The sequence below is a fragment of the Leucobacter sp. CX169 genome (assembly GCF_017161405.1).
GTDB lineage: Bacteria > Actinomycetota > Actinomycetes > Actinomycetales > Microbacteriaceae > Cx-87.
The window spans coordinates 852485-872775 of sequence record NZ_CP071051.1; the positions used below are offsets into that span (position 1 = coordinate 852485).

Consider the following 20291-nt stretch of genomic DNA (forward strand, 5'->3'; position numbering starts at 1 on the left):
GGTGCTCCCGCTGCACGGGGCCTAGGTATCGAGCCAGGCGACGGCGCGAATGGGGGAGCCGTCGCCGCGCTCGACGCGCAGCGGCAGGAGGCTCACGCGTACCCGATCGGGCACGCGGTCCAGACCCGTGAGGTTCTCGACGATCACGCCGTCCGCTCCCAGGATCGCGGCGTGCGCCGGGAAGTCGGATCCTGGATCGCCCGTCGGGTCGGGGCTGAACGCGTCGATGCCGACGACCCGGGCGCCGCGGGCGACGATTAACGCGGCGAGTTCGGGGGAGAGGTGCGGGTGGACGAGCGCCTCGGGCGTACCCGCGTGCCGGTCCCAGCCGGTGGCGACGAACACGATGCCGGGGAGCCGCTCGGGCAGCCCGCCCGCGATGCCGCCCGCGTCGATAGCGGTGTGAGGCTGTGGGTCGATCGCTCGCAACACGAGCGCGTCGCCGTCCAGCCACTCGAGCGGGATCTCTTCGACCGTGCGACCGCCGACGATGGTGTGCGCGGGGGCGTCGAGGTGGGTGCCGGTGTGGGAGTTCAGCCCCAACCGGGCCACCGCGACGCCGTCGCGCGCGACGGTAAGCGCGCCGTCGATTTCGACTTCCGGGTCACCCGGGTAGACCTGCATGCCCGAGCGGACAAGGAGGGAGAGATCGACGGCGCGCACGTGACTACTCCGCCGAGTCGGCCGGGGCGTCGAGCAGGTGCCCGGCGGGCGCCTGGTCGCGTGGGTCGCGCAGTCCCGGGATCTTCGTGCGGCCGAGGCCCACCATGAGCACCAGGTAGAGCAGGAAGCTCACCACGAAGGCGGGGATGGTCGCGCCGAGGGGGCTGGGCGTGACATAGGTGAGCTGGTAGGACAGCCCGGCCCCGATCACCCAGACGGCAATCGCGACCCAGTTCACGCCGCCCTGGTACCAGTAGCGGCTGGCCGAGGTCTCGGTCAGGATCTGGCGCGAGTAGCCGCGCTTCTTGAGGAGGTAGTAGTCGACGATCATGATCGCGAACACCGGCACGAAGAAGGCGCCAATCATGACGAGGAAGTCGGTGAACTGGCCGAGCAATGCGAGCCAGGTCGAGCCGATGATCGAGATGATGCCCAGCACGATTGCGGTCGGTAGGAACTTCAGGTGCCACTTCGACTGCGCATTGACGGCCGAGGTCACCATGCCGAAGACGACCATCGTGTTCGTCGCCATCACTGAAAGGAAGATGGCGAGCCCGAGCGGCCAGCCAAACTCGGCGACGATGACCGTGGGGTCGAACGCGACTGCGTCGCCACCCTTCAGGATCACGGTGCTGAACGCCACCAGGCCGAGGGTCATCGCGATGATGGTCGAGAGCGTGTAGCCGATGCCTGAGCCGATGATTCCGGCCTTGCTGCTGCGCGCGTGGCGATTCATGTCGGCCGAGAGAACGGTCCACGAGATTGCGGTGGAGATCACGATGTCAAGCGTGCTGATGCCGCTTCCGCCGAGCTCGGTGTCCACCGGAATCGCGGCGAACTCGCTCGGGCTAAACGCACCAAAGGCCGCGGCGAACACAAAGCCCATGACGACCAGGATCGCGAGGCCGAGCCACGGCTCGATGCGCGAGATGCCGGTGTGGCCGAAGATGGCGAGCACCACGACGATGCCCTGGCAGAGCGCCGAGAACAGCACGGGGTTCGAGAACCCGGTCGCCTGATACACGAGCGCATTGACGGTGACGCCGGCGAGCATCGCCTGCACCCAGCTCCAGCCCATCAGCGTAATGAGGTTGGCCGCGGCCGGCAGCAGGCTGCCCCTGATGCCGAACGAGCCACGGGTGATAGCCATGGTGGGAAGGCCCGTGCGCGTGCCGATGTTGCCGATCAATACGAGCACGACGGCGCCGCCGATGGTGCCGACGATAATCATGGTGAGTGCGGTGCCGAACGACACGCTCGGCACAAAGAGGGTGCCGGTGAGCAGCGTCGTGACGACGAGGTTCGCGGCGAGCCAGATGAGCCCGATCTTCAGGAGCGACTGGGTGCCACGGACGGGGCCGGCCGAGTCGTCGTGGCCGTCGAGGGTGACGGCCATGGTCTTGGTGCTGGTCATGAGAGTGCGGCCTCCGGAGTCGTGGACAGGTGCTCGTGGATGGCGATCAGGCTGTCACCCTCCGTGCGGAAAATGATGCTCTCGCGCTCGACGTAGGAATCGTCGCCCGCGGGGGTGTTCACGGCCGTGGCGACCGTGTGGCTGAAGACGGCGCCACCGGGGAATGCCTGGACGAGGCGGTCGTTGGAAGTGCAGGAAGTAACGCTCCAGCCGCTGGCGACCCAGCCGGCCCAGAGTGCCTCGTACTCGGCGCGCGAGGCGAGGCGTGCGGCCTCGGGGTGGAAGATGAACGTGGCGTCGGGGGCGAAGCCGGCGAAGTACGCGTCGGTATCGGTGGCGGCGAAGGCGGCAACGATCGCGTCGGCGGCCGCGAGGACCTGGGCTTCTGAGGGGGTGTGCATGGAGTGCTCCGTTGGACTCTTTCGAGCGTGGTGATGAAGAGGTGCGGAGGGGGCGGTGGGTGCCGCCCCCTCGAGCGGGTGGCTAGGCCGAGTGGCCCATCGCGCTGATCAGTTCGTAGACGACGTGGCTTGCCGCGACGGCCGTGATCTGGGCGTGGTCGTAAGCGGGGGCCACCTCGACGACGTCTGCGCCGACGATGTTCAGGTCCGAGAGGCCGCGGATGATGCGCAGCAGCTCGCGGCTCGTGAGGCCGCCGGCTTCGGGGGTGCCGGTGCCGGGCGCGTGTGCGGGGTCGAGCACGTCGATGTCGATCGAGATGTACAGCGGCTTGTCGCCGACGCGGGCGCGGATGCGCTCGAGGGCGGCGGGAACGCCGTTCTCCTCGACATACTCGGTCGTGACGATGGTGAAGCCGAGGCGCGCGTCGTCCTCGAGGTCGCCCTTGCCGTACAGGGGGCCGCGGGTGCCCGCGTGCATGCTGGCGGTGAGGTCGATCAGGCCCTCTTCCGAGGCCCGGCGGAACGGGGTGCCGTGCGTCATGGGGGCGCCGAAGTAGGTGTCCCAGGTGTCGAGGTGCGCGTCGAAGTGCAGCACGGCGACCGGGCCGTGCTTCTTGTTGATGGCGCGCAGCAGCGGCAGCGCGATCGTGTGGTCGCCGCCGACCGTGACGATCTTTTCGACGCGCTCGCCGAGCTCGGTGGCCGCGGCGTCGATCTGGTTGACGGCCTCTTCGAGGTTGAAGGGGTTCGCGACGATGTCGCCGGCGTCCACGACCTGCTGGACCGTGAAGGGGGCGATGTCCTGCGCCGGGTTGTAGGGGCGCAGCAGGCGCGAGGCCTCGCGCACGTGGGACGGGCCGAACCGTGCGCCGGGGCGGTAGCTCACGCCAGTGTCGAACGGAATGCCGACGACCGCGACGCGGGCCTCGGGAACATCCTCGATACGGGGCAGCTTGGCGAAGGTGGCGATCCCTGCGTAGCGCGGCGTCAGGCTCGCGTCAGCGGGACCCTGTGGCTCATGCGTGCTCATGGTGCACATTCCTCTCTGGTTGCCCAATAGGCAACAAGTGAATCGTCAGGGTGAACGTGGCAACTCTAGGCCTCCGTCTGGGTTTGGTCAACTGCGCTGATACTGTGAGCGATGCAACACCGGCGTCAGACAGGAGAGCCCATGCGACCCGTGCACCCCAGCGCAGAGGTACAGATCGCCCCAATCGGTGCGAAATTGCGTGCCACTCGGGCCGCGCAGGGCCTGACACTCGAGCAGCTCGCGCTTGCCATCGGCGTCACTAAGGGGTTTCTGAGCCGGGTCGAGCGCAACGAGACCTCGCCGAGCGTGTCGACGCTCGTGCAGTTGTGTCAGGCGCTGTCGCTGCCCATCGGGTCACTGTTCGAAACTCCCGAGATCAACCGGATCGCGCTCGATGACGCCCCCCGCATCAACATGGGCGGACGAGGCGTCGACGAGTGGCTGATCACCGCGCGCGAGGAATCGCGGGTGCAGGTGATTCGGTCACGAATGTCGGCGCACGCGACCGGCGGTGACGCGCTCTATTCGATCAACTGCGACGTCGAAGTGCTGCACGTCATCACGGGCGCGGTGACCTTGCAGTTCGCTGACCGCGACGAGGCGCTGCACGCGGGGGATACCCTGACCTTCCCGGGTCGCACTCCCCACAATTGGCGCACGGGGGCCGAGCCCGCCGAGGTGGTCTGGACGCTGATCCCGGCGGCCTGGAGCGGCGCGGCCTGAGGCTTCGCAGCTGCCGACGGCCTCTTTCTTTGTAGAGTCCTCATCAACAGTTTTCGGGTTCGCTTGTATGCTTCCGAAAAGATTTCTCGGGGGTCCAACAGCTGACTGATTTCGGGGATCGAATGTCGGACGTCAATGGTGTGCTGCAGCCATGAAACACACACCCCGAGATGGCGAGCGCGGCCTCGAGCGCGCGCCCCATGGCACAGCTCATGGCGCGGCCTCGGAGGCTAAGCCCCGACAGAAATTGTCGCGAGTGCGGTTCGAACCGTTTGATCTCGGGCCGCGGAAGTTGCTTCGCACCGGGAAGCTGCGCGACAACGTGATCGCCACGGCCCAACGCTCTGCCCTCGCGGGTGCCAAGGAAGTACGGGCGCTTGCCGAGCTACACGAAGACGTACTCGTGCACTCCCGCTCGGACGAAGAAATTCTCCTCACGCTCCGCTCGCGTGCGGCAGAGTGTTCCGCCGCGATGGGAGTCAGCGAACGATCCGTACTGAGTCGCATGGCCGAGGCACACACGCTCGTCTACGCCTACCCCGCGACGATCGCTGCGGTCGAGTCCGTCAAGATCACGATGCAACACGCGAAGGTCATCGTGTCCGAGGGGTCCGGGGTCGATCACCGGCTGCGCGCAGAGTACGAGGCGCGCTGCCTCGAAATCGCGGCACACACCTCCGCAGGGCGGCTGCGGGTACAGGCGAAGCTGATCGCGCTCGAGCTCCAGCCGCGCACACCCGACGAGATGCATGCGATCGCGGCAGCGCAGCGCTGCATCTGGGTGAGCGAACTTCCCGATGGCATGGCCGAACTCGGCGCGGTCTTGCCTGCGGCCCTCGCGTACGGGATCTACGACCGGGTGCAGCGCATCGCCACGGCAGTCCAGCGGGAAGTGGTGCGCGAAGAAGCCGCCAGGGCCAAGGCCATGCCGGCGGCATCGGACGAGTCCGAGCCCGTGGGCCGGGCTGTTGGACGGGAACGCAGCATCGGGACGTACCGGGCTGACGTGTTCGCGGAGTTGCTGCTGACAGGCATTCCCGATAGCGCCCAACAAGCCGCCGGTGCCTCGGGACCTGCCGACTCGGGAAATGCCACCATGACCCGCCAATTCGCGACTGGCATTCAGGCGAACATCTCGATCACGATCCCCGTCGGCGGCACCGCCACCCTCGAGGGATACGGCCCCATCGACTCCATCACAGCCCGCCAGTTTGCGGCGGTGGCGCCCGGTTGGGACTCGGTCACCGTCAACGCCGACGGCGAAGTGCTCTCGACCGAACGCAGACACCCCACGGAGGCAATGAAGCGCGTCTTGCGAGCACGCGACCAGCATTGCCGGTTCCCGGGCTGCGCCGTCCCCACCAGATCATGCGAGATCGACCACACGATCGAGTGGGCAGCCGGCGGCCCGACCGAACTCGCGAACCTCGGACATCTGTGTCCCACACACCATCTGCTGAAGCATCCGGATCTCGCGCACCAGATCCAGTGGCGGGTGAGACAAGAAGCGGGCGGGGAGTTCGTCTGGACCAGCCCGACCGGCGCGGAATACCTCGACCGGCCAGACCGCACGCTGCGTAACACACCCGGCGTCACGAGGATGGCGGCGTAAACGGCTCAGGTGCTTCCGGTCCCAGCTGGGCGAGGTTCACCGGTCAATGATCGAAGCGTCCCCGCGCCAGTCAGATTACGCCTTGGGCCTGCGCGCAGCACGCACAATCGTGACCACGATGCCGACGATGAGCGCGATCGCAATGATCCAGGGCAATGCCACGCCGAGGGCGAGCCCCAGGCCGACGATGGCTGCCCCGAGCGAGCTGATGCCCAGCAGGATCGCCTCCCAGAAGTTCTCGGGTCCGCTGACGGGTGCGGTACCCGGAGCATTGAGGGTCACGGAGATGGTGGCCTCGTCGACCTGATTGTCGAGGTAGTCGAGCTGGCTGGTCAGCCCGTCGAGCTCGGCCTGGCGTGCGGTGAGCGCGCTCTCCGCGGCGATGAGGTCGGCGGTGTTGCTCGCCTCGGCCATCAGCGCGCGCAGGCGTTCGGTCGAGACGGTAAGCGCCGCGACGCGGGCCGACAGGTCCTGGCGCTGCAGCGTCACGTCGCTCGTGGATCGGCTCGTCGAGACCACCTTCCCGACGCCCGAGATCGCGGTGATCGCGTCCTCCAGGCGATCCGAGGGCACGCGCACGGTGAGGCTGGCGCTGGCCGGGCCCCACTCGCCGGCCGCCCCGACCGAACTGAACTCGACGCGGCCGTCGAGCGGCTTCAGCGCGGCAACGACGTCATCAGCCGCGGCCTGCGGGTCTGACACCTCGATCACCACATCGCTCGTGCGGATGATTGATTCCCCGGTGGCGGCCGACTTTCCATCGACCGTCGCGAGCTCGGGCGACGCCGCCAGGTCCTGCAGCGCCTCGGTCTGCGGCATTGATTCTGCGCTCCCTCCGGTGGGGCCGCCGCTGGGGCCGCCGAATGCACAGCCGGCGAGCATCAGGGCAAGCGCGGCGACAAGGCCAACGCTCGCCAGTCGAGCGCGGGACGCGGTGCGGTGGGTCATCCTGAGACGAGTCATAGCATCACTGTAGAGCGGCCGGTCAGGGCCGCGGGAGGAGCTCTCGGCAACGATGCGGTGACGATCCCGCGGCGCTCAGGTTGCGCAGACGGGCTAGACCTGCGGCAGGGTGATCGGCGCGGTGTCGGGAATCGGGGCGGCGTCGCGGCCGCGCATGTCAGGGATCCACCGGCTGCTGATGGCCGCCGCGATGGCGGCCAGCACGAGGAACGCGGCGGAGGCGGAGATCGCGCCCATCGGCCCGAAGCGGTCGATCGCGAAGCCGGCGAATGCTGAGCCGAGGGCGACGCCGATGAGCTGCCCCGTGCCGACCCAGCCAAAGGCCTCCGCGGTCTCGGAGAATTTCACGGTCGAGCTGACGATCGTGAAGATGGCGGCGAGCGAGGGGGCGACGCCGAAGCCGGCGAAGAACAGCACCAGCGACAGCCACCACATATCGAGGCTGAAGAGGCACAGGAGCGTGCCGCCGGCGACAATCAGGATGCGCCAGAACAGCGACCAGGGGGTGATCTGCCGGCCGCCGATGAGCAGACCGCCGACGATCGATCCGGCAGAGAAGATGGCCAGTACGATCCCGGAATCGATGCCCTCGTGTCCGAACACGGAGACGATGCCTGCCTCAACCGCCGCGAACGACGCGACGAACAGGAAGCCAACGATCGTCGCGACGATGACGGTGGGGCGGCTGAGCACGGCGCCGAGGCGGCGGCGCGAGAGCGGGATGCGCACGCGGCCGACCTCGGGGGAGGCGATGAACCAGAAGCCGCCGAGCAGCATGAATGACATCGCGACCAGCAGGCCGACCGTCGTGCTGATCTGCGTCGAGACGAAGACGGCGACGACCGGGCCGATGATCCAGATGATCTCCTGCGCCGAGGCGTCGAGGCTGAACAGCGCCGAGAGCTGGCGCGAGGGCACCATCTTCGGATAGATCGTGCGGACGGCGGGGGTGACCGGCGGCGTTGTGATGCCGAGGAAGAACGCGATGATCGCAATCGCCCAGATCGGCATGTGCATGAGCGCGATGATCGCGATCATGGCCGAGCAGACGAGGGAGGTCACGCCGAGCACGGGGCGCATGCCCCAGCGCCCCATCAGGCGGCTGGTGACGGGCCCTGAGATGGCCTGGCCGATGCTCTCCGCGGCGAGCACGATGCCGGCGGCGGTGTAGTTGCCGTAGGTGAGCTCAATGTGCAGCAGCATGGCGATCGAGAGCATGCCAAACGGGAATCGGGCCGTGAGCTGGGCCGCAATGATTCGGAAGACTCCCGGGCTCTTGGCCAGTTCACGATAGATTCCCACGTCGAAATACTAGTGCCCAACAGTCCAGCCGGTACAGCGATCCCGGCGAGTCTGGCGGCACCTAGTGCTGCGTGAGCAGTGCGGCCCCCACCATTCCCGCGTTGTTGCGCAACTGGGCGGGGACCACGGTGGCCTGCACGCCCTCCAGCGGGAGGTAGTCGTCGGCCGACTTGGAGATGCTGCCGCCGAGCACGATGAGCTCGGGCGTGAACAGGCGCTCGATGTGGGCGAGCACCCGTGCGAGGCGCGCTGCCCACTCCGCGAGCGGGAGCCCGTCGCGCTCGATGATCTTGGGGGAGATGAAGCGCTCCACCGGCGCGTGCCCGTCGAACTCGAGATGCCCGAGCTCGGTGTTGGGGACGAGGGCGCCGTCGAGCAGCATGCCCGAGCCGAGCCCGGTACCGAGCGTGAGCACGAGCGTGACGCCGGCGATGCCCTGCGCGGCGCCGAGCCGCGCCTCCGCGACCGCCGCGGCGTCGGCATCGTTGACAAGCGTGCACGGGGCGCCGATCGCGGCCTCGAGCAGGGGAAGGGCGTCGAGGCCCACCCAGGAGGGGTCGATGTTCCCCGCGGTCAGAGTGACGCCGTGGCGCACCACCGAGGGCACGCAGATCCCGACCTCTGGGGCGACGGGGATGCCGCGGCTGGAGAGCTCGGCGCGAATGTCAGTGACCATGTCCGCGACGACCGCGATGACGTCGTTGGGCCGGCCGCCCTCGGGCGTTGCCACCTTGTGCCGCCCGGTGAGAAGTGCGCCGGTAGCGGGATTGATTCCTGCGCCCTTCACCCCGGTGCCCCCGACGTCGATGCCGATGACCGCCGTGCTCAGGTGCGGTGCAGAGGACGATGCAGGCGACGTTGCGTTCATGCGTCCAGCGTACTCGCGCACGGCGACTATTCGCCGCGCAACACCTTCTGAATACGCTGCGCCGACACCGGCTCCGCGGTGCGCATGGGCTGGGCAAAGAGGCTGATGCGGAACTCCTCGATGAGCCAGCGTGCGCGCTCGAGATGGGGAGCCGGATCCGGGCCGAGGGGGATCGTGCCGCCCGCGGCGGTGAACAGCGCGGTCACCCGGTCGATCTCGTTTTGCCAGGCCCGGTCGCGGCCCGGCTGGGCGCTGAGTCCGCGCATCCGGATCGCGACCGCGTCGAGGTAGAAGGGGAGCCTTTCGAGATGATCGAGCCCGGTCTGGGAGACGAAACCGGCGTCGCCCTTGGCCTGGTAGACGAGGCCGTCGACCTGGTGCGCGGCGTCCGCGACCTGGCTGAGCACCGCGAGCGACTTCGCGTCGCCGATGGCCTTGCGCGCAAGCCTGGCCGAGTTCAGTACCTTCGCGGTGAGCGAGATCGTCGTGAACAGGTCGTTGATCAGGGCGCGCGCGTAGTCGTTGGCCAGTGCCTCGAACGCCGCCGCCGACCAGACGAGGCCGTCCGGGGCCACGCGCCGGATGACGCGGTCGGCCACCGCCAGGGACGCGTCCGCGATGGCGGCGTCGAGCGTGCGGTAGGGGCCTGCGCCCAGCAGCAGCTTCTCCTCGTTCGAGAGGTGATCGCGCACGTAGCTCGCGGGGGAGGGGGAGCTGAGCTGCAGCAGGCGGCGGATGCCGCGCCGCGACACCCGGGCCTGCTCGCTCGCGTCGGTCACGAGGACGATGTCGACCGCAGTGCGTCGGTCGAGGATTGCCGGGTATGCCCGCACGACGCCGCCGCCGTGCTTCGCGTCGAGGTGTCGCGGCAAATCACCGAAGTCCCAGGCGGTGACGCCCTTCCGGTTGAGCTCGCTCGCGACGGGGGCCTTCGCGCCGGCGACCTTGGCGACGCCCGTGCGCGCCCGGTCCTTGTTCGCGGCCTGCAGCTCGCCGAGGTCCTTGCCCGTGCCGAGCGTGCGCCCGCGCTCGTCCACGACGCGGAACGTCGGGGTCAGGTGGGCGGGCAGCCGCGCGATGTCGAAGTCGGCGGCGGTCACGAGCACGCTCGTGCGCCGCTTGATCTCGGCCGCGAGCAGCTCGGTGATCGGCGTCGTTGTGTTCGGGTCGTCGAGCGCCGGCTCGATGGCGACCAGCAGCTTCTTCGCCCAGTCAGCGGCGGGCACCACGTTGCGCCGGATCGCCTTCGGCAGCAGCTTGATGAGCGCCGTCACGAGCTCTTCGCGAAGCCCGGGCACGAGCTTGCCGAAGTCGCCAGGGTCGAGGCGGGGGAGCAGGGGAAGTGGTACCGAGACGGTCACGCCGTCGTCGCCGGCGGTCGGGTCAAAGCGGTACTTGAGCTGCAACGTCTGGTCGCCGTGGGTCCATTTGCGGGGGAACGCCGACTCGTCGACCTCTTCTTCCGCCTCAATGAGGTCCGAGCGTTGCATGGTGAGCAGCTTCGGCTGCGCCTCGCGGGTGCGCCGCCACCACCCCTCGAACGAGCGCGTCGACACGACCTCGGCGGGGATGCGCGCGTCGTAGAACGCGAAGATCGTCTCGTCGTCGGACACGATGTCGCGGCGACGGGTGCGCTCTTCAAGCTGCTCGAGTTCCTTGCGCAGCTGGCGGTTCTGGCGATCAAAAGCTTGGGGTGAGTCCCACTCGCCCTCGACGAGGGCGTGCTGGATAAAGAGCTCGCGGGCGTGCTCGGGGTCGATCCGGGCGTACTGGATGCGGCGATCCCGCACGATCGGCACCCCGAAGAGCGTGACGCGCTCGGTCGCGACCGCGGCGCCCTGCTTCCGCTCCCAGCGCGGCTCGCTGACCTGGCGCTTCGCGAGGGGGCCCGCGAGCTCCTCTGCCCAGGCGGGGTCGATTGCGGCGTTGCCGCGCGCGAAGAGGCGGCTCGTTTCGACGAGCTCGACGCTCATGACGCACTCGGGCGGCTGCTTCGCGAGCACCGAGCCCGGGTACAGCACGAACCTGGTGCCGCGAGAGCCGAGATACTCCTGGTTCGGCTTGCGCTTGCCCGGCGCGCTCCGGCGTTCCTGCCGCTCGTCGCGCACGCCGAGCTGCGAGAGCAGGCCCGCGAGCATCGACCGATGGATCGCCTCGGAGTCGGTCGAGGGCTCGCCGATCTCGAGCTTCAGTGACTTCGCCATGCGGGTGAGCTGGCGGTTCAGATCCATCCACTCCCGCACGCGCAGGAAGTTCAGGTACTCGGCCTTGCACATGCGACGGAACGCGCTCGAAGACTTCTGCTCCTGCTGTTCCTGCAGGTAGTTCCAGAGGTTCAGCAGGGTCATCAGGTCGCCCTGGGGGTCGTTGAAGCGCGAGTGCGCCTCGTCGGCCCGGCCGCGTTCGGCCTGGGGGCGTTCGCGCACGTCCTGAATGGTGAGGCCCGCGACGATGGCGAGGACGTCGCGGGTGACACCGCGCCGCTTCGACTCGAGCACCATGCGGGCGAAGCGCGGCTCGATCGGCAGGCGCGAGAGGTCGCGGCCGATCCGGGTGATCTTGCCCTCATTCACCGCGCCGAGCTCGCCCAAGAGGCCCAACCCGTCGGCGATGCCGCGCTTGTCGGGTGGCGTGAGGAACGGGAAGGCGGCGATATCGCCGAGCCCCAGCGCGAGCATCTGCAGGATGACCGACGCGAGGCCCGTGCGCAGCACCTCGGGTTCCGTGAACTCCGGGCGCGAGAGGAAGTCCTCCTCCGAGTACAGGCGGATCGCGATGCCGGGGCTCGTGCGACCGGATCGGCCCGAGCGCTGGTTCGCGCTGGCCTGCGAGATGGCCTCGATCGGGAGGCGCTGCACCTTGCTGCGCACGCTGTAGCGGGAGATGCGCGCGGTGCCCGCGTCGACGACGTAGCGAATGCCCGGGACAGTCAGGCTGGTCTCGGCGACGTTCGTCGCGAGCACGATGCGGCGCATGCCCGGCCCACTCCGCTCGAAGACCCGGTGCTGTTCGGCTGAGGTGAGCCGGCCATACAGCGGCAGGATCTCGGTGCGGCCTTCGCGCCCGCTGGCGCGGAGCCGGCCGTTCAGCGCGTCCGCCGCGTCGCGAATCTCGGCCTCGCCCGAGAGGAACACCAGCACGTCGCCCGAGTCCTCGCGCGCGAGCTCGTCGACGGCGTCGCCAATCGCGTCGAACAGGTCGCGCTCTTCGCGGCGGACCTTCGGCGGCCCGTTTTTCGGATCCGGAACCGAAACCTCGGTCACCAGCGGCCGGTAGCGAATTTCGACCGGGAAGGTGCGGCCCGACACCTCGACTACCGGGGCGTCGCCGAAGTGCTTCGAGAACGACTGCGGGTCGATCGTCGCCGAGGTGATGATGACCTTGAGATCGGGGCGGCGGGGGAGGAGGCGCTGCAGGTACCCCAGCAGGAAGTCGATGTTGAGGCTGCGCTCGTGCGCCTCGTCGATGATGATCGTGTCGTACTTCTTCAGATCCCGATCGCGGTGGATCTCATTGAGCAGGATCCCGTCGGTCATGAGCTTGATCTGGGTGCGCTCCGAGACGCGATCGGTGAAGCGCACCTGGTAGCCGACGATCCCGCCGAGCTCCTCGCCCAGCTCCTCCGAGATGCGCTCGGCGATCGTGCGGGCCGCGATCCTGCGGGGCTGTGTGTGCGCGATCTTGGTGCGACCGAGCGTGAGCGCGATCTTGGGAAGCTGCGTGGTCTTGCCTGAACCGGTCTCGCCCGCGACGATGACCACCTGGTGCGCCTCGATCGCCGCCGCGAGTTCTTCGCGCATCTGGCTGACGGGCAGCTCGGGCGGGAAGTTGATGTGCAGTGCGGGCACGGAGGGGGTCGTTTCTGTCATGGCTCGTCCATTATCGCGGCTCGGGCTGCGTGTGTTCGCGCGGGCGTAGACTTTCCGTCACCGCTGCCACCCTCGAAAGGACTCGTATGTCTGCGCTCAACTCGTCCGCGCTCAACATCCCCACGATCGATCTCACCGAGGGCCCGCCGATCCCGCAGCTCGGACTTGGCGTGTTTCTCGTCGACCCGGGCGAGACTGAACGCAACGTGAGCGAGGCGCTTGAGGTCGGCTACCGGCACATCGACACGGCCGCGATCTACGGCAATGAGGCCGAGGTCGGCGCCGCCATCGCGAAGAGTGGGATCCCGCGCGACGAGCTGTACATTACGACGAAGCTGTGGAACAACCGCCAGGGCGACGTGCGCGCCGCCGCGGAGGAGAGCCTCGAAAAGCTCGGCCTCGAACGGGTCGACCTCTATCTCGTGCACTGGCCCGTGCCTGAGCAGGACACGTTCGTGCAGGCCTGGGAGCAGATGATCGAGGTGCGCGACGCGGGGTTGTCGCGCGCGATTGGCGTCTCGAACCACGAAATCGAACACCTCGAACGCATCATCGAGGCTACCGACGAGGTTCCCGCGGCGAACCAGATCGAGCTGCACCCCGAGCACCAGCGCCGCGAGCTCGTGGCCTACTGCCGCGAGAACGGCATCGCGATCGAGGCGTGGGGCCCGCTCGCCCAGGGCAAGAGCGACCTGCTCGGCCTGCCCGTGATCACCGGGGCTGCCGCGGCGCACGGGAAGACCCCCGCACAGGTGGTGTTGCGCTGGCACATCGAGAACGGCACGATCGTGTTCCCGAAGACGAGCCGCCGCGAGCGCATGATCGAGAACGCTGGCCTCTTCGATTTCGCGCTGCGCCCGGAGGAGCACGCCGCCATCACGGCGCTCGAGTCGGGCCACAACTACGGCCCCGACCCGCGCAGCTTCAACGTCCGCTAGTCGTGCGCTGAGGCGCCCGATTCACGGTGGAGGAGGCGCGCCGCTTAGAATGATGACCATGTCCAAGGTCCTCTCTTCTCTTCCTGTTGGCGAGCGCGTCGGCATCGCTTTCTCTGGTGGTCTCGACACCTCGTGTGCCGTTGCCTGGATGCGTGAAAAGGGCGCGATTCCCTGCACGTACACCGCTGATCTGGGCCAGTACGACGAGCCTGATCTCGACGGCGTCGCGGCCCGCGCCATGGAGTACGGTGCCGAGCTCGCCCGTCATATCGACGCGAAGCACGCGCTCGTAGAGGAGGGCTTCGTCGCCCTCCAGACCGGCGCATTCAACGTGCGCTCGGGCGGCAAGACGTACTTCAACACGACGCCCATCGGCCGCGCCGTCACCGGCACGCTGCTGGTGCGCGCGATGAAGGAAGACGGCGTCGACATCTGGGGCGACGGCTCGACGTACAAGGGCAACGACATCGAGCGGTTCTACCGCTACGGCCTCATGGCCAACCCGAGCCTGCGCATCTACAAGCCCTGGCTTGACGAGGACTTCGTCGAAGAGCTCGGCGGCCGCCAGGAAATGAGCGAGTGGCTCGTGGCGCGCGGCTACCCCTACCGCGACTCGACGGAGAAGGCGTACTCGACCGACGCCAACATCTGGGGCGCGAGCCACGAGGCGAAGCACCTGGAATTCTTGAGCAACGGCCTCGACATCGTCGAGCCCATCATGGGGGTCGCCGCGTGGCGCGAGGACGTCGAGGTGCTGACCGAGGAGGTGTCGGTGCGCTTCGAGGCTGGCCGCCCCGTCGCGATCAACGGCGAAGTCTTCGATGACCCGGTGGCGCTCGTCTACAAGGCGAACGAGATCGGCGGCCGCCACGGCCTCGGCATCTCCGACCAGATCGAGAACCGCATCATCGAGGCGAAGTCGCGCGGCATCTACGAGGCCCCGGGCATGGCGCTGCTGCACATCACCTACGAGCGCCTCGTCAACGCGATTCACAACGAGAACACGCTCGCGAGCTACCACAACGACGGCCGCAAGCTCGGCCGCCTGATGTACGAGGGCCGCTGGCTCGACCCCGAGGCGCTCATGATGCGCGAGGCGCTGCAGCGCTGGGTCGGCTCGGTCGTCACGGGCGAGGTCACGCTGCGCCTGCGCCGCGGCGACGACTACACGATCCTGAACACCACGGGACCGAACCTCAGCTACCACCCCGAGAAGCTCTCGATGGAGCGCACCGTGGGCGCCGCGTTCGGCCCGCAGGATCGCATCGGCCAGCTGACCATGCGCAACCTCGACATCGCTGATTCGCGTCAGCGCCTCGAGCAGTACGCGGCGCTTGGCCTCGTGGGCGGCCCGATCGCTGCCCTCGTGGGCGAGCTCGAGGCCGGCGGGGCAGAAGAGATCGCGAACGCCGTCTCGGGCATCAGCGAGGACGCCGATACGCTCGGCCTCTCGGCCGCGTTCGACGCCGGCACGGACTAGTTGCGAGAGGGGGTGCTGCCACTGGCAGCGCCCCCTCGGCCTGGGCGTTCGCGCCGCAGGCACAAGAAAGGCCCCGCACCGATTGGTGCGGGGCCTTTCTGTAGTGTTCGCGCGGGCCGTCGTGGATCCCGTTGTGAAGCTGGTTAGGACGCGCGACGTGCGCGTGCTGCGCGGCGCTTGAGCGCGCGGCGCTCGTCCTCGCTGAGGCCGCCCCAGACGCCCGAGTCCTGCCCGGTGTCCATTGCGTACTGCAGGCACAGCTCGGTGACGGTGCAACGTGCACATACCGACTTGGCTCGCTCGATCTGCTCGACCGCGGGGCCGGTGTTCCCGACCGGGAAAAACAGCTCGGGGTCTACTGTGAGACAAGCAGCCTGCTCGCGCCAATCCATCTTGATGTGCTCCTTCGTGCAATACAACCGTTGAGTGCGGTGTGAGGGAACGCGCCGAAGAAATCTTCGATGTCTGGTTCCCGCACCGCCTGAATGAGGCTGAGAATGCCCACGACGGTGTGCGCGAAACTCGACGGGATATATAGTTTCATGGACGCAGAGGCAAAGCAATAGTTTTCACGTAATCTTTTCGAAAGGGAGCCGTGGCTGACGATTCACCCCGCATTCATACGCGCGCGAAGGGCGCCTGGAGGTTGCTGTGCATCGTCCTGGGGGTGCAATCGGTTCTCGCGATCGCGCTCGCCTGGATCGCCGTTTCGGGTTTTCTCGCCGCCACCGACGACCCGTTCGCTGACCGCATGAGCGTGCTCATTGTCGCGCTCGCTTCGGTCGTCTGGGTGTTCGCGACGCTCGTTGGCGCGCTGCGCGGGCGAGGCTGGGCGCGCGGCTCAAACCTCACGCTGCAGTTGTTGCTGATCGCCGCGGCAAGCGGGATCCTGCAGGGCATGCTCGGCGCGGGCGTGCCGAGCGCGAGCGCGATCGGGTGGGGGCTCATCGTGCTGGCCGCGGCCGGGATCCTGGGATCGGTGCTCGCCCGCCCGGCGGACCGTGTCGCGGAGCAGCCGGAGTTCTAAGCCGGTTCGAGCGAGCGGCTACGCCGCGCCAAGCCCCACGAGCTTGCGGATGCGGCCCACGTGGCCCGTCGCCTTCACGTTGTAGAGCGCGTTCGTGATGATGCCGTTCTCGTCGATGATGAACGTCGAGCGGATGACGCCCTGCACGAACTTGCCGTAGCTGTTCTTCTCGCCAAACGCGCCATACGCGTGGTGCACGGCGAGGTCGGGGTCGCTGAGCAGCGGGTACTCAAGGCCGTCCCGATCGGCGAAGCGGCGCTGCTTTTCGACCTCGTCGCGTGAGATGCCGAACACGCGATACCCGGCGGCGGTGAGCGCGCCGGTCGACTCCTGGAAGTCGCACGCCTCGATGCTGCAGCCCGGGGTCATCGCCTCGGGGTAGAAGAAGAGGATGACCTTCTCGCCGCGGAGGCCGGAAAGGTTGTGAACCACGCCGTCCTGGTCGGGGAGGGCGAACTCCGGGGCCTGGTCACCAGCGGCAAGTATCGTGCGTTCCGTCATGGCTCCAGGCTAGCCGAGCAAGCGGCGCAGCGATTCCACCCGGGCGGCACCGGCGGCGTCAAGCCGCTCGTCGCGCACCGCCGCGTCGAGCTCGCAGTCGGGCGCGCCCTCGAGATGGGTGCACCCGCGCGGGCAGTCCTCGATGAGTTCGGCAAGATCCTTGAACCCGCGCAGGATCCCGTCGCTCGTTACGTGGCCGAGCCCGAAGGAGCGCACGCCGGGGGTGTCGACGACCCAGCCCGTGCGCATTCCCTGCTGCAGGCGCAGTGCGACGGTCGAGGACGACGTGTGCCGGCCGCGGCCGGTCACCGCGTTGACGTGGCCGGTGGCGCGCTCGGCGCTCGGCACGAGGGCGTTGATGAGGGTTGACTTTCCGACGCCCGAGTGCCCGACGAACACGGTGGTGTGGCCGAGCAGGGCCTGCGTGATCTCCTCAAGCGGCTCGTTGCCGGGCGCCGAGAGGAACGCGGGCACGTCGAGCGCCGCGAACTGGTCGAGGAAGGGGGTCGGATCCTGTAAGTCCGTCTTCGTGATGCACAGGATCGGCTGGAGGCCGGCGTCGTAGGCCGCAACCAGGTAGCGGTCGACGAGGCGCACGCGCGGCTCGGGGTTCGCCGCGGCGACCACGATGAGCATCTGGTCGGCGTTCGCGACGATGACGCGCTCGACGCGGTCGGTGTCGTCGGCGCTGCGGCGCAGCAAGGTTGTGCGCTCGACAATCTCGACGATGCGCCCGAGCGTGCCCTCACGCCCGGTCGTGTCGCCCACGATCCGCACGCGGTCGCCCGTGACGATCGAGGTCTTCGCGAGCTCGCGGGCGCGGGCGCACACGATCTCGCGCTCCGGCTCGCCGCCCTCGCCGTTCTGGTGCATGAGCACGGTGTAGCGGCCGCGGTCGACCCCCGTGATCATGCCGATCTCGGCGTTCGCGCGGTCGGGGCGGATCTTCGTGCGGGGCCGGTTCGCCTTGGGGTTCGGGCGCGCGCGGATGTGCTGCTCGTCGTACTGCTCGTACTTGTCCTCGAGCTCTTCCGCGTCGTCAAAGGAGCCGCCGTCGAGCCAGCTCATCGGGGGAGCATCCCGTCCCAGAGCTGCGTGAACTCCGGCAGCGTTTTGGCGGTCGTGCCGATGTCGTCGATCGTGACGCCCGGCACGCGCAGGCCGATGAGGGCGCCCGTCGTCGCCATGCGGTGGTCGGCGTAGCTCTCCCAGCGCGCGCCCGTGAGGGGGACGGGGGTGACGGCGATGCCGTCCGGCAGTTCTTCGGCTTGGCCGCCCAGGCGCCGGATCTCGGCGACGAGGGCCGCGATCCGGTCGGTCTCGTGGTGACGGATATGGCCGATGCCGGTGATCTCGCTCGGCCCGTCTGCGAGGGCTGCGAGGCCCACGAGGGTCGGCGCGAGCTCGCCGGCCTCGGGAACGTCGAGGCGCACGGCGCGAATCGTGCCGTCGCCCGAGACCGTCAGGCGGTCGCCCTCGAGGGTCACGGTCGCCCCGAACTCGGGCAGGATCCTGCGCAGCTGGTCGCCGACCTGCGTGGTCGAGCCGGGCCAGCCGGGCACGGTCACGCTGCCGCCGGCGACCAGCGCGGCGGCGAGGAAGGGGGCGGCGTTCGAGAGGTCGGGCTCGATCTCGATCTCGCGCGCGGCGATCGGCCCGGGCTCGACGACCCATTCGCCCTCGGCGGGGGAGTACGCGGTGACGCCCCTCGCGACGAGCGTCGCGATGGTCATCTCGATGTGCGGCACGCTCGGCAGCCGCTCGCCGCGGTGCACGACGTGCACGCCCTCGGCGAAGCGCGGGGCCGAGAGCAAGAGGCCCGAGACGAACTGGCTCGACAGCGAGGCGTCGAGCTCGACGCGCCCGCCGCGCAGCCCGCCCGTCCCGTGCACGGTGAAGGGGAGGGCGCCGCGGCCCTCGTCGGCGATGTCCGCGCCGAGCACGCGCAGCGCGTCCAGCACCGCGCGCATGGGGCGCCTTCTCGCGTAGGGGTCGCCGTCAAAGGCGGTGGGGCCGAGCGCGAGCGCCGCGACGGCCGGTACGAACCGCATGACGGTCCCGGCCAGGCCGCAGCTGATGGTGGTCGAGCCGATCAGCTCGTCCGCCGGCGTGATCCGGAGGTCCGGGCCGAAGGGACCGGGATCCGGCAGCGCGTCGATCTGGGTGCCGAGGGCGCGCAGGGCCTCGATCATGAGCTCAGAGTCGCGCGAGTGGAGCGGCGCGCGCAAGACCCCGGGGCCGTCGGCCAACGCCGCAAGGATGAGTTCGCGGTTCGTCAGCGACTTCGAGCCGGGCAGCGGCACGACCGCGCTCAGTGCGCTCGTCGCGACGGGGGCGGCCCATGCGGGCACCTCGCCGTCGCCGCCCTCACTCGGGCGGCCGGGATCTTCGTCACCTCGGGAATATTTTGCAGTCAGCATCAGTTATTCACCATACCGGCCCGAGGTGTGCTCTGGCCGTCGTGAGTGCGCATCCGCCCACTTCTTCGCCGTTCATTCAGAGGAGCCTGATGCCGAGCTTGGTCGCGGAGCGCGTAGGATCGGGCTTCATGAGCGAGACCACGCAGGAGTCTGCGGCAGCACTCGAGGCTCGATTTACGAGGGACGCGCTTCCCTACCTGGATCAGCTGTACGGGGCTGCCATGAAGATGACGCGCAACCCCAGTGACGCGCAAGACCTCGTCCAAGAGACATTCCTCAAGGCGTTCTCGGCGTTCGCCTCGTTTGCCGAGGGCACGAACCTCAAAGCCTGGCTGTACCGAATCATGACGAACAGCTACATCAACGGGTACCGCAAGCGCCAGCGCGAGCCATACCTCGGAGTCGTAGAAGAGCTCGAGGACTGGCAGCTCGGCGGGGCGGAATCCACGACGGCGACGTCATCGCGCTCGGCCGAGGCTGAGGCGATCGATCGCACCCCGTCCGCCGTCATCACCGAGGCCCTCGGCCAGCTCTCGGAGGAGTTCCGCATGGCGGTCGTGCTGGCCGACGTCGAGGGGTTCTCGTACCAGGAAATTGCGGACATGATGAAGACCCCGACGGGCACGGTCATGAGCCGCCTGCACCGCGGGCGCAAGCAGCTGCGGCAGCTGCTCGCTGGCTACGCGCAGGAGCAGGGGTTCGCCGTTGCTTCACCACAGAATGCCGCACCACAGAACACGGAAGGAGCGGCGCGATGACCGGAGAGATCCGCGCCGACGCGCAGACCGGCGATTGCGGTTGCGCCAAGGCCCAAGAGAATCTTGAGGAGTTCGTGCGCAACGAGCTCTGCAGCGCGGACTTCACCGAGGTGCGCGAGCACATCGCGCACTGCCCCGATTGCCGGGACGAAGAGCGCGTCTCGAAGCTGCTCACCGAGGCCGTGCGGCGCGCTTGCACCGAGCCCGCGCCGGCCGACCTCCGCGCCGTCATCCTCGCCCGCCTCAGTCAGGCGCACGGGGCCGAGTAGGCGACCCACTACCACCACGCAAGACTCCGCCGCATGCCCGCGGCGGACACACC

Annotated in this window: 19 protein-coding genes; 7 read left to right on the top strand and 12 right to left on the bottom strand. The window is 68.5% G+C overall.

What is annotated here, in order from left to right; translation table 11 throughout:
* Positions 1-21: 21 nt before the first annotated feature.
* The 4 genes from JW030_RS03770 to speB form a co-directional block, all read right to left on the bottom strand.
* Positions 22-663, bottom strand: a complete 642-nt coding sequence (locus tag JW030_RS03770; protein WP_188044644.1) for a cyclase family protein — start codon at positions 661-663, stop codon at positions 22-24.
* 4 nt (positions 664-667) lie between these two features.
* A complete protein-coding gene (locus tag JW030_RS03775) occupies positions 668-2077 on the bottom strand; it encodes a cytosine permease (RefSeq protein WP_188044643.1) in 1410 nt (469 codons plus the stop codon).
* Complete coding sequence (locus JW030_RS03780; protein WP_188044642.1) at positions 2074-2478, bottom strand: nuclear transport factor 2 family protein; 405 nt, start codon at positions 2476-2478, stop codon at positions 2074-2076. Before JW030_RS03780 ends, JW030_RS03775 begins: the two co-directional genes overlap by 4 nt.
* 82 nt (positions 2479-2560) lie before the next feature.
* On the bottom strand, positions 2561-3508 hold the full coding sequence (gene speB / locus JW030_RS03785; RefSeq protein WP_188044641.1) for an agmatinase: 948 nt from the start codon (positions 3506-3508) through the stop codon (positions 2561-2563).
* Positions 3509-3649: 141 nt separating this feature from the next.
* Between speB and JW030_RS03790 the strand changes: the two genes are divergently transcribed.
* A complete protein-coding gene (locus tag JW030_RS03790; protein WP_188044640.1) occupies positions 3650-4231 on the top strand; it encodes a helix-turn-helix transcriptional regulator in 582 nt (193 codons plus the stop codon).
* A gap of 256 nt (positions 4232-4487) precedes the next feature.
* Positions 4488-5843 (top strand): HNH endonuclease signature motif containing protein, encoded by a 1356-nt coding sequence (locus JW030_RS03795; RefSeq protein ID WP_188044639.1) that lies wholly within the window; start codon positions 4488-4490, stop codon positions 5841-5843.
* Positions 5844-5918: 75 nt separating this feature from the next.
* Here JW030_RS03795 and JW030_RS03800 read toward each other — a convergent pair whose 3' ends face one another.
* The 4 genes from JW030_RS03800 to hrpA all read right to left on the bottom strand — a co-directional run bounded on the left by JW030_RS03800 (position 5919) and on the right by hrpA (position 12845).
* Positions 5919-6806 (bottom strand): DUF4349 domain-containing protein, encoded by an 888-nt coding sequence (locus tag JW030_RS03800; RefSeq protein ID WP_188044638.1) that lies wholly within the window; start codon positions 6804-6806, stop codon positions 5919-5921.
* A gap of 93 nt (positions 6807-6899) precedes the next feature.
* Positions 6900-8108: an MFS transporter gene (locus JW030_RS03805; protein ID WP_188044637.1), complete on the bottom strand. Its 1209-nt coding sequence runs from the start codon at positions 8106-8108 to the stop codon at positions 6900-6902.
* Positions 8109-8169: 61 nt separating this feature from the next.
* A complete protein-coding gene (gene ppgK, locus JW030_RS03810; protein WP_188044636.1) occupies positions 8170-8976 on the bottom strand; it encodes a polyphosphate--glucose phosphotransferase in 807 nt (268 codons plus the stop codon).
* Positions 8977-9002: 26 nt separating this feature from the next.
* Positions 9003-12845 (bottom strand): ATP-dependent RNA helicase HrpA, encoded by a 3843-nt coding sequence (hrpA, locus tag JW030_RS03815; RefSeq protein ID WP_188044635.1) that lies wholly within the window; start codon positions 12843-12845, stop codon positions 9003-9005.
* A gap of 86 nt (positions 12846-12931) precedes the next feature.
* On the opposite strand from hrpA, the gene JW030_RS03820 reads away from it, so the two are divergent.
* Both JW030_RS03820 and argG read left to right on the top strand, forming a co-directional pair.
* The gene (locus tag JW030_RS03820; RefSeq protein WP_188044634.1) at positions 12932-13783 is read left to right on the top strand and encodes an aldo/keto reductase; all 852 of its coding nucleotides are present in this window, start codon (positions 12932-12934) and stop codon (positions 13781-13783) included.
* Between the two features lie 58 nt (positions 13784-13841).
* Positions 13842-15263: an argininosuccinate synthase gene (gene argG / locus JW030_RS03825; protein ID WP_188044633.1), complete on the top strand. Its 1422-nt coding sequence runs from the start codon at positions 13842-13844 to the stop codon at positions 15261-15263.
* 143 nt (positions 15264-15406) lie between these two features.
* Here the strand turns inward: argG and JW030_RS03830 are convergent, their stop codons facing one another.
* Positions 15407-15655, bottom strand: coding sequence for a WhiB family transcriptional regulator (locus tag JW030_RS03830; protein ID WP_188044632.1), 249 nt, complete (start codon positions 15653-15655; stop codon positions 15407-15409).
* Between the two features lie 203 nt (positions 15656-15858).
* On the opposite strand from JW030_RS03830, the gene JW030_RS03835 reads away from it, so the two are divergent.
* On the top strand, positions 15859-16290 hold the full coding sequence (locus tag JW030_RS03835) for a hypothetical protein (RefSeq protein WP_188044631.1): 432 nt from the start codon (positions 15859-15861) through the stop codon (positions 16288-16290).
* Between the two features lie 18 nt (positions 16291-16308).
* Here the strand turns inward: JW030_RS03835 and bcp are convergent, their stop codons facing one another.
* From bcp to aroA, 3 genes are read right to left on the bottom strand one after another with little or no spacing between them, the layout of a single operon-like run.
* Positions 16309-16791 (bottom strand): thioredoxin-dependent thiol peroxidase, encoded by a 483-nt coding sequence (gene bcp / locus JW030_RS03840; protein WP_188044630.1) that lies wholly within the window; start codon positions 16789-16791, stop codon positions 16309-16311.
* Between the two features lie 9 nt (positions 16792-16800).
* On the bottom strand, positions 16801-17859 hold the full coding sequence (gene rsgA / locus JW030_RS03845; protein ID WP_188044629.1) for a ribosome small subunit-dependent GTPase A: 1059 nt from the start codon (positions 17857-17859) through the stop codon (positions 16801-16803).
* Entirely contained in the window at positions 17856-19211 is a 1356-nt protein-coding gene (gene aroA, locus JW030_RS03850; protein ID WP_188044628.1) for a 3-phosphoshikimate 1-carboxyvinyltransferase, read from the bottom strand. The genes rsgA and aroA overlap by 4 nt, the downstream gene beginning before the upstream one ends.
* 128 nt (positions 19212-19339) lie before the next feature.
* Between aroA and JW030_RS03855 the strand changes: the two genes are divergently transcribed.
* Positions 19340-19969 (top strand): sigma-70 family RNA polymerase sigma factor, encoded by a 630-nt coding sequence (locus tag JW030_RS03855; protein ID WP_188044627.1) that lies wholly within the window; start codon positions 19340-19342, stop codon positions 19967-19969.
* On the top strand, positions 19966-20238 hold the full coding sequence (locus JW030_RS03860; RefSeq protein WP_188044626.1) for a zf-HC2 domain-containing protein: 273 nt from the start codon (positions 19966-19968) through the stop codon (positions 20236-20238). Before JW030_RS03855 ends, JW030_RS03860 begins: the two co-directional genes overlap by 4 nt.
* Positions 20239-20291 lie beyond the last annotated feature (53 nt).

Excerpts from the sequence above, each read along its gene's own strand:
- rsgA (WP_188044629.1), bottom strand. The coding sequence starts at position 17,859 with ATGAGCTGGCTCGACGGCGGCTCCTTTGACGACGCGGAAGAGCTCGAG.
- argG (WP_188044633.1), top strand. The coding sequence starts at position 13,842 with ATGTCCAAGGTCCTCTCTTCTCTTCCTGTTGGCGAGCGCGTCGGCATC.
- JW030_RS03780 (WP_188044642.1), bottom strand. The coding sequence starts at position 2,478 with ATGCACACCCCCTCAGAAGCCCAGGTCCTCGCGGCCGCCGACGCGATC.
- ppgK (WP_188044636.1), bottom strand. The coding sequence starts at position 8,976 with ATGAACGCAACGTCGCCTGCATCGTCCTCTGCACCGCACCTGAGCACG.
- bcp (WP_188044630.1), bottom strand. The coding sequence starts at position 16,791 with ATGACGGAACGCACGATACTTGCCGCTGGTGACCAGGCCCCGGAGTTC.
- speB (WP_188044641.1), bottom strand. The coding sequence starts at position 3,508 with ATGAGCACGCATGAGCCACAGGGTCCCGCTGACGCGAGCCTGACGCCG.
- JW030_RS03860 (WP_188044626.1), top strand. The coding sequence starts at position 19,966 with ATGACCGGAGAGATCCGCGCCGACGCGCAGACCGGCGATTGCGGTTGC.
- JW030_RS03830 (WP_188044632.1), bottom strand. The coding sequence starts at position 15,655 with ATGGATTGGCGCGAGCAGGCTGCTTGTCTCACAGTAGACCCCGAGCTG.
- JW030_RS03790 (WP_188044640.1), top strand. The coding sequence starts at position 3,650 with ATGCGACCCGTGCACCCCAGCGCAGAGGTACAGATCGCCCCAATCGGT.
- JW030_RS03775 (WP_188044643.1), bottom strand. The coding sequence starts at position 2,077 with ATGACCAGCACCAAGACCATGGCCGTCACCCTCGACGGCCACGACGAC.
- JW030_RS03820 (WP_188044634.1), top strand. The coding sequence starts at position 12,932 with ATGTCTGCGCTCAACTCGTCCGCGCTCAACATCCCCACGATCGATCTC.
- JW030_RS03800 (WP_188044638.1), bottom strand. The coding sequence starts at position 6,806 with ATGACTCGTCTCAGGATGACCCACCGCACCGCGTCCCGCGCTCGACTG.
- aroA (WP_188044628.1), bottom strand. The coding sequence starts at position 19,211 with ATGCTGACTGCAAAATATTCCCGAGGTGACGAAGATCCCGGCCGCCCG.
- JW030_RS03855 (WP_188044627.1), top strand. The coding sequence starts at position 19,340 with ATGAGCGAGACCACGCAGGAGTCTGCGGCAGCACTCGAGGCTCGATTT.
- hrpA (WP_188044635.1), bottom strand. The coding sequence starts at position 12,845 with ATGACAGAAACGACCCCCTCCGTGCCCGCACTGCACATCAACTTCCCG.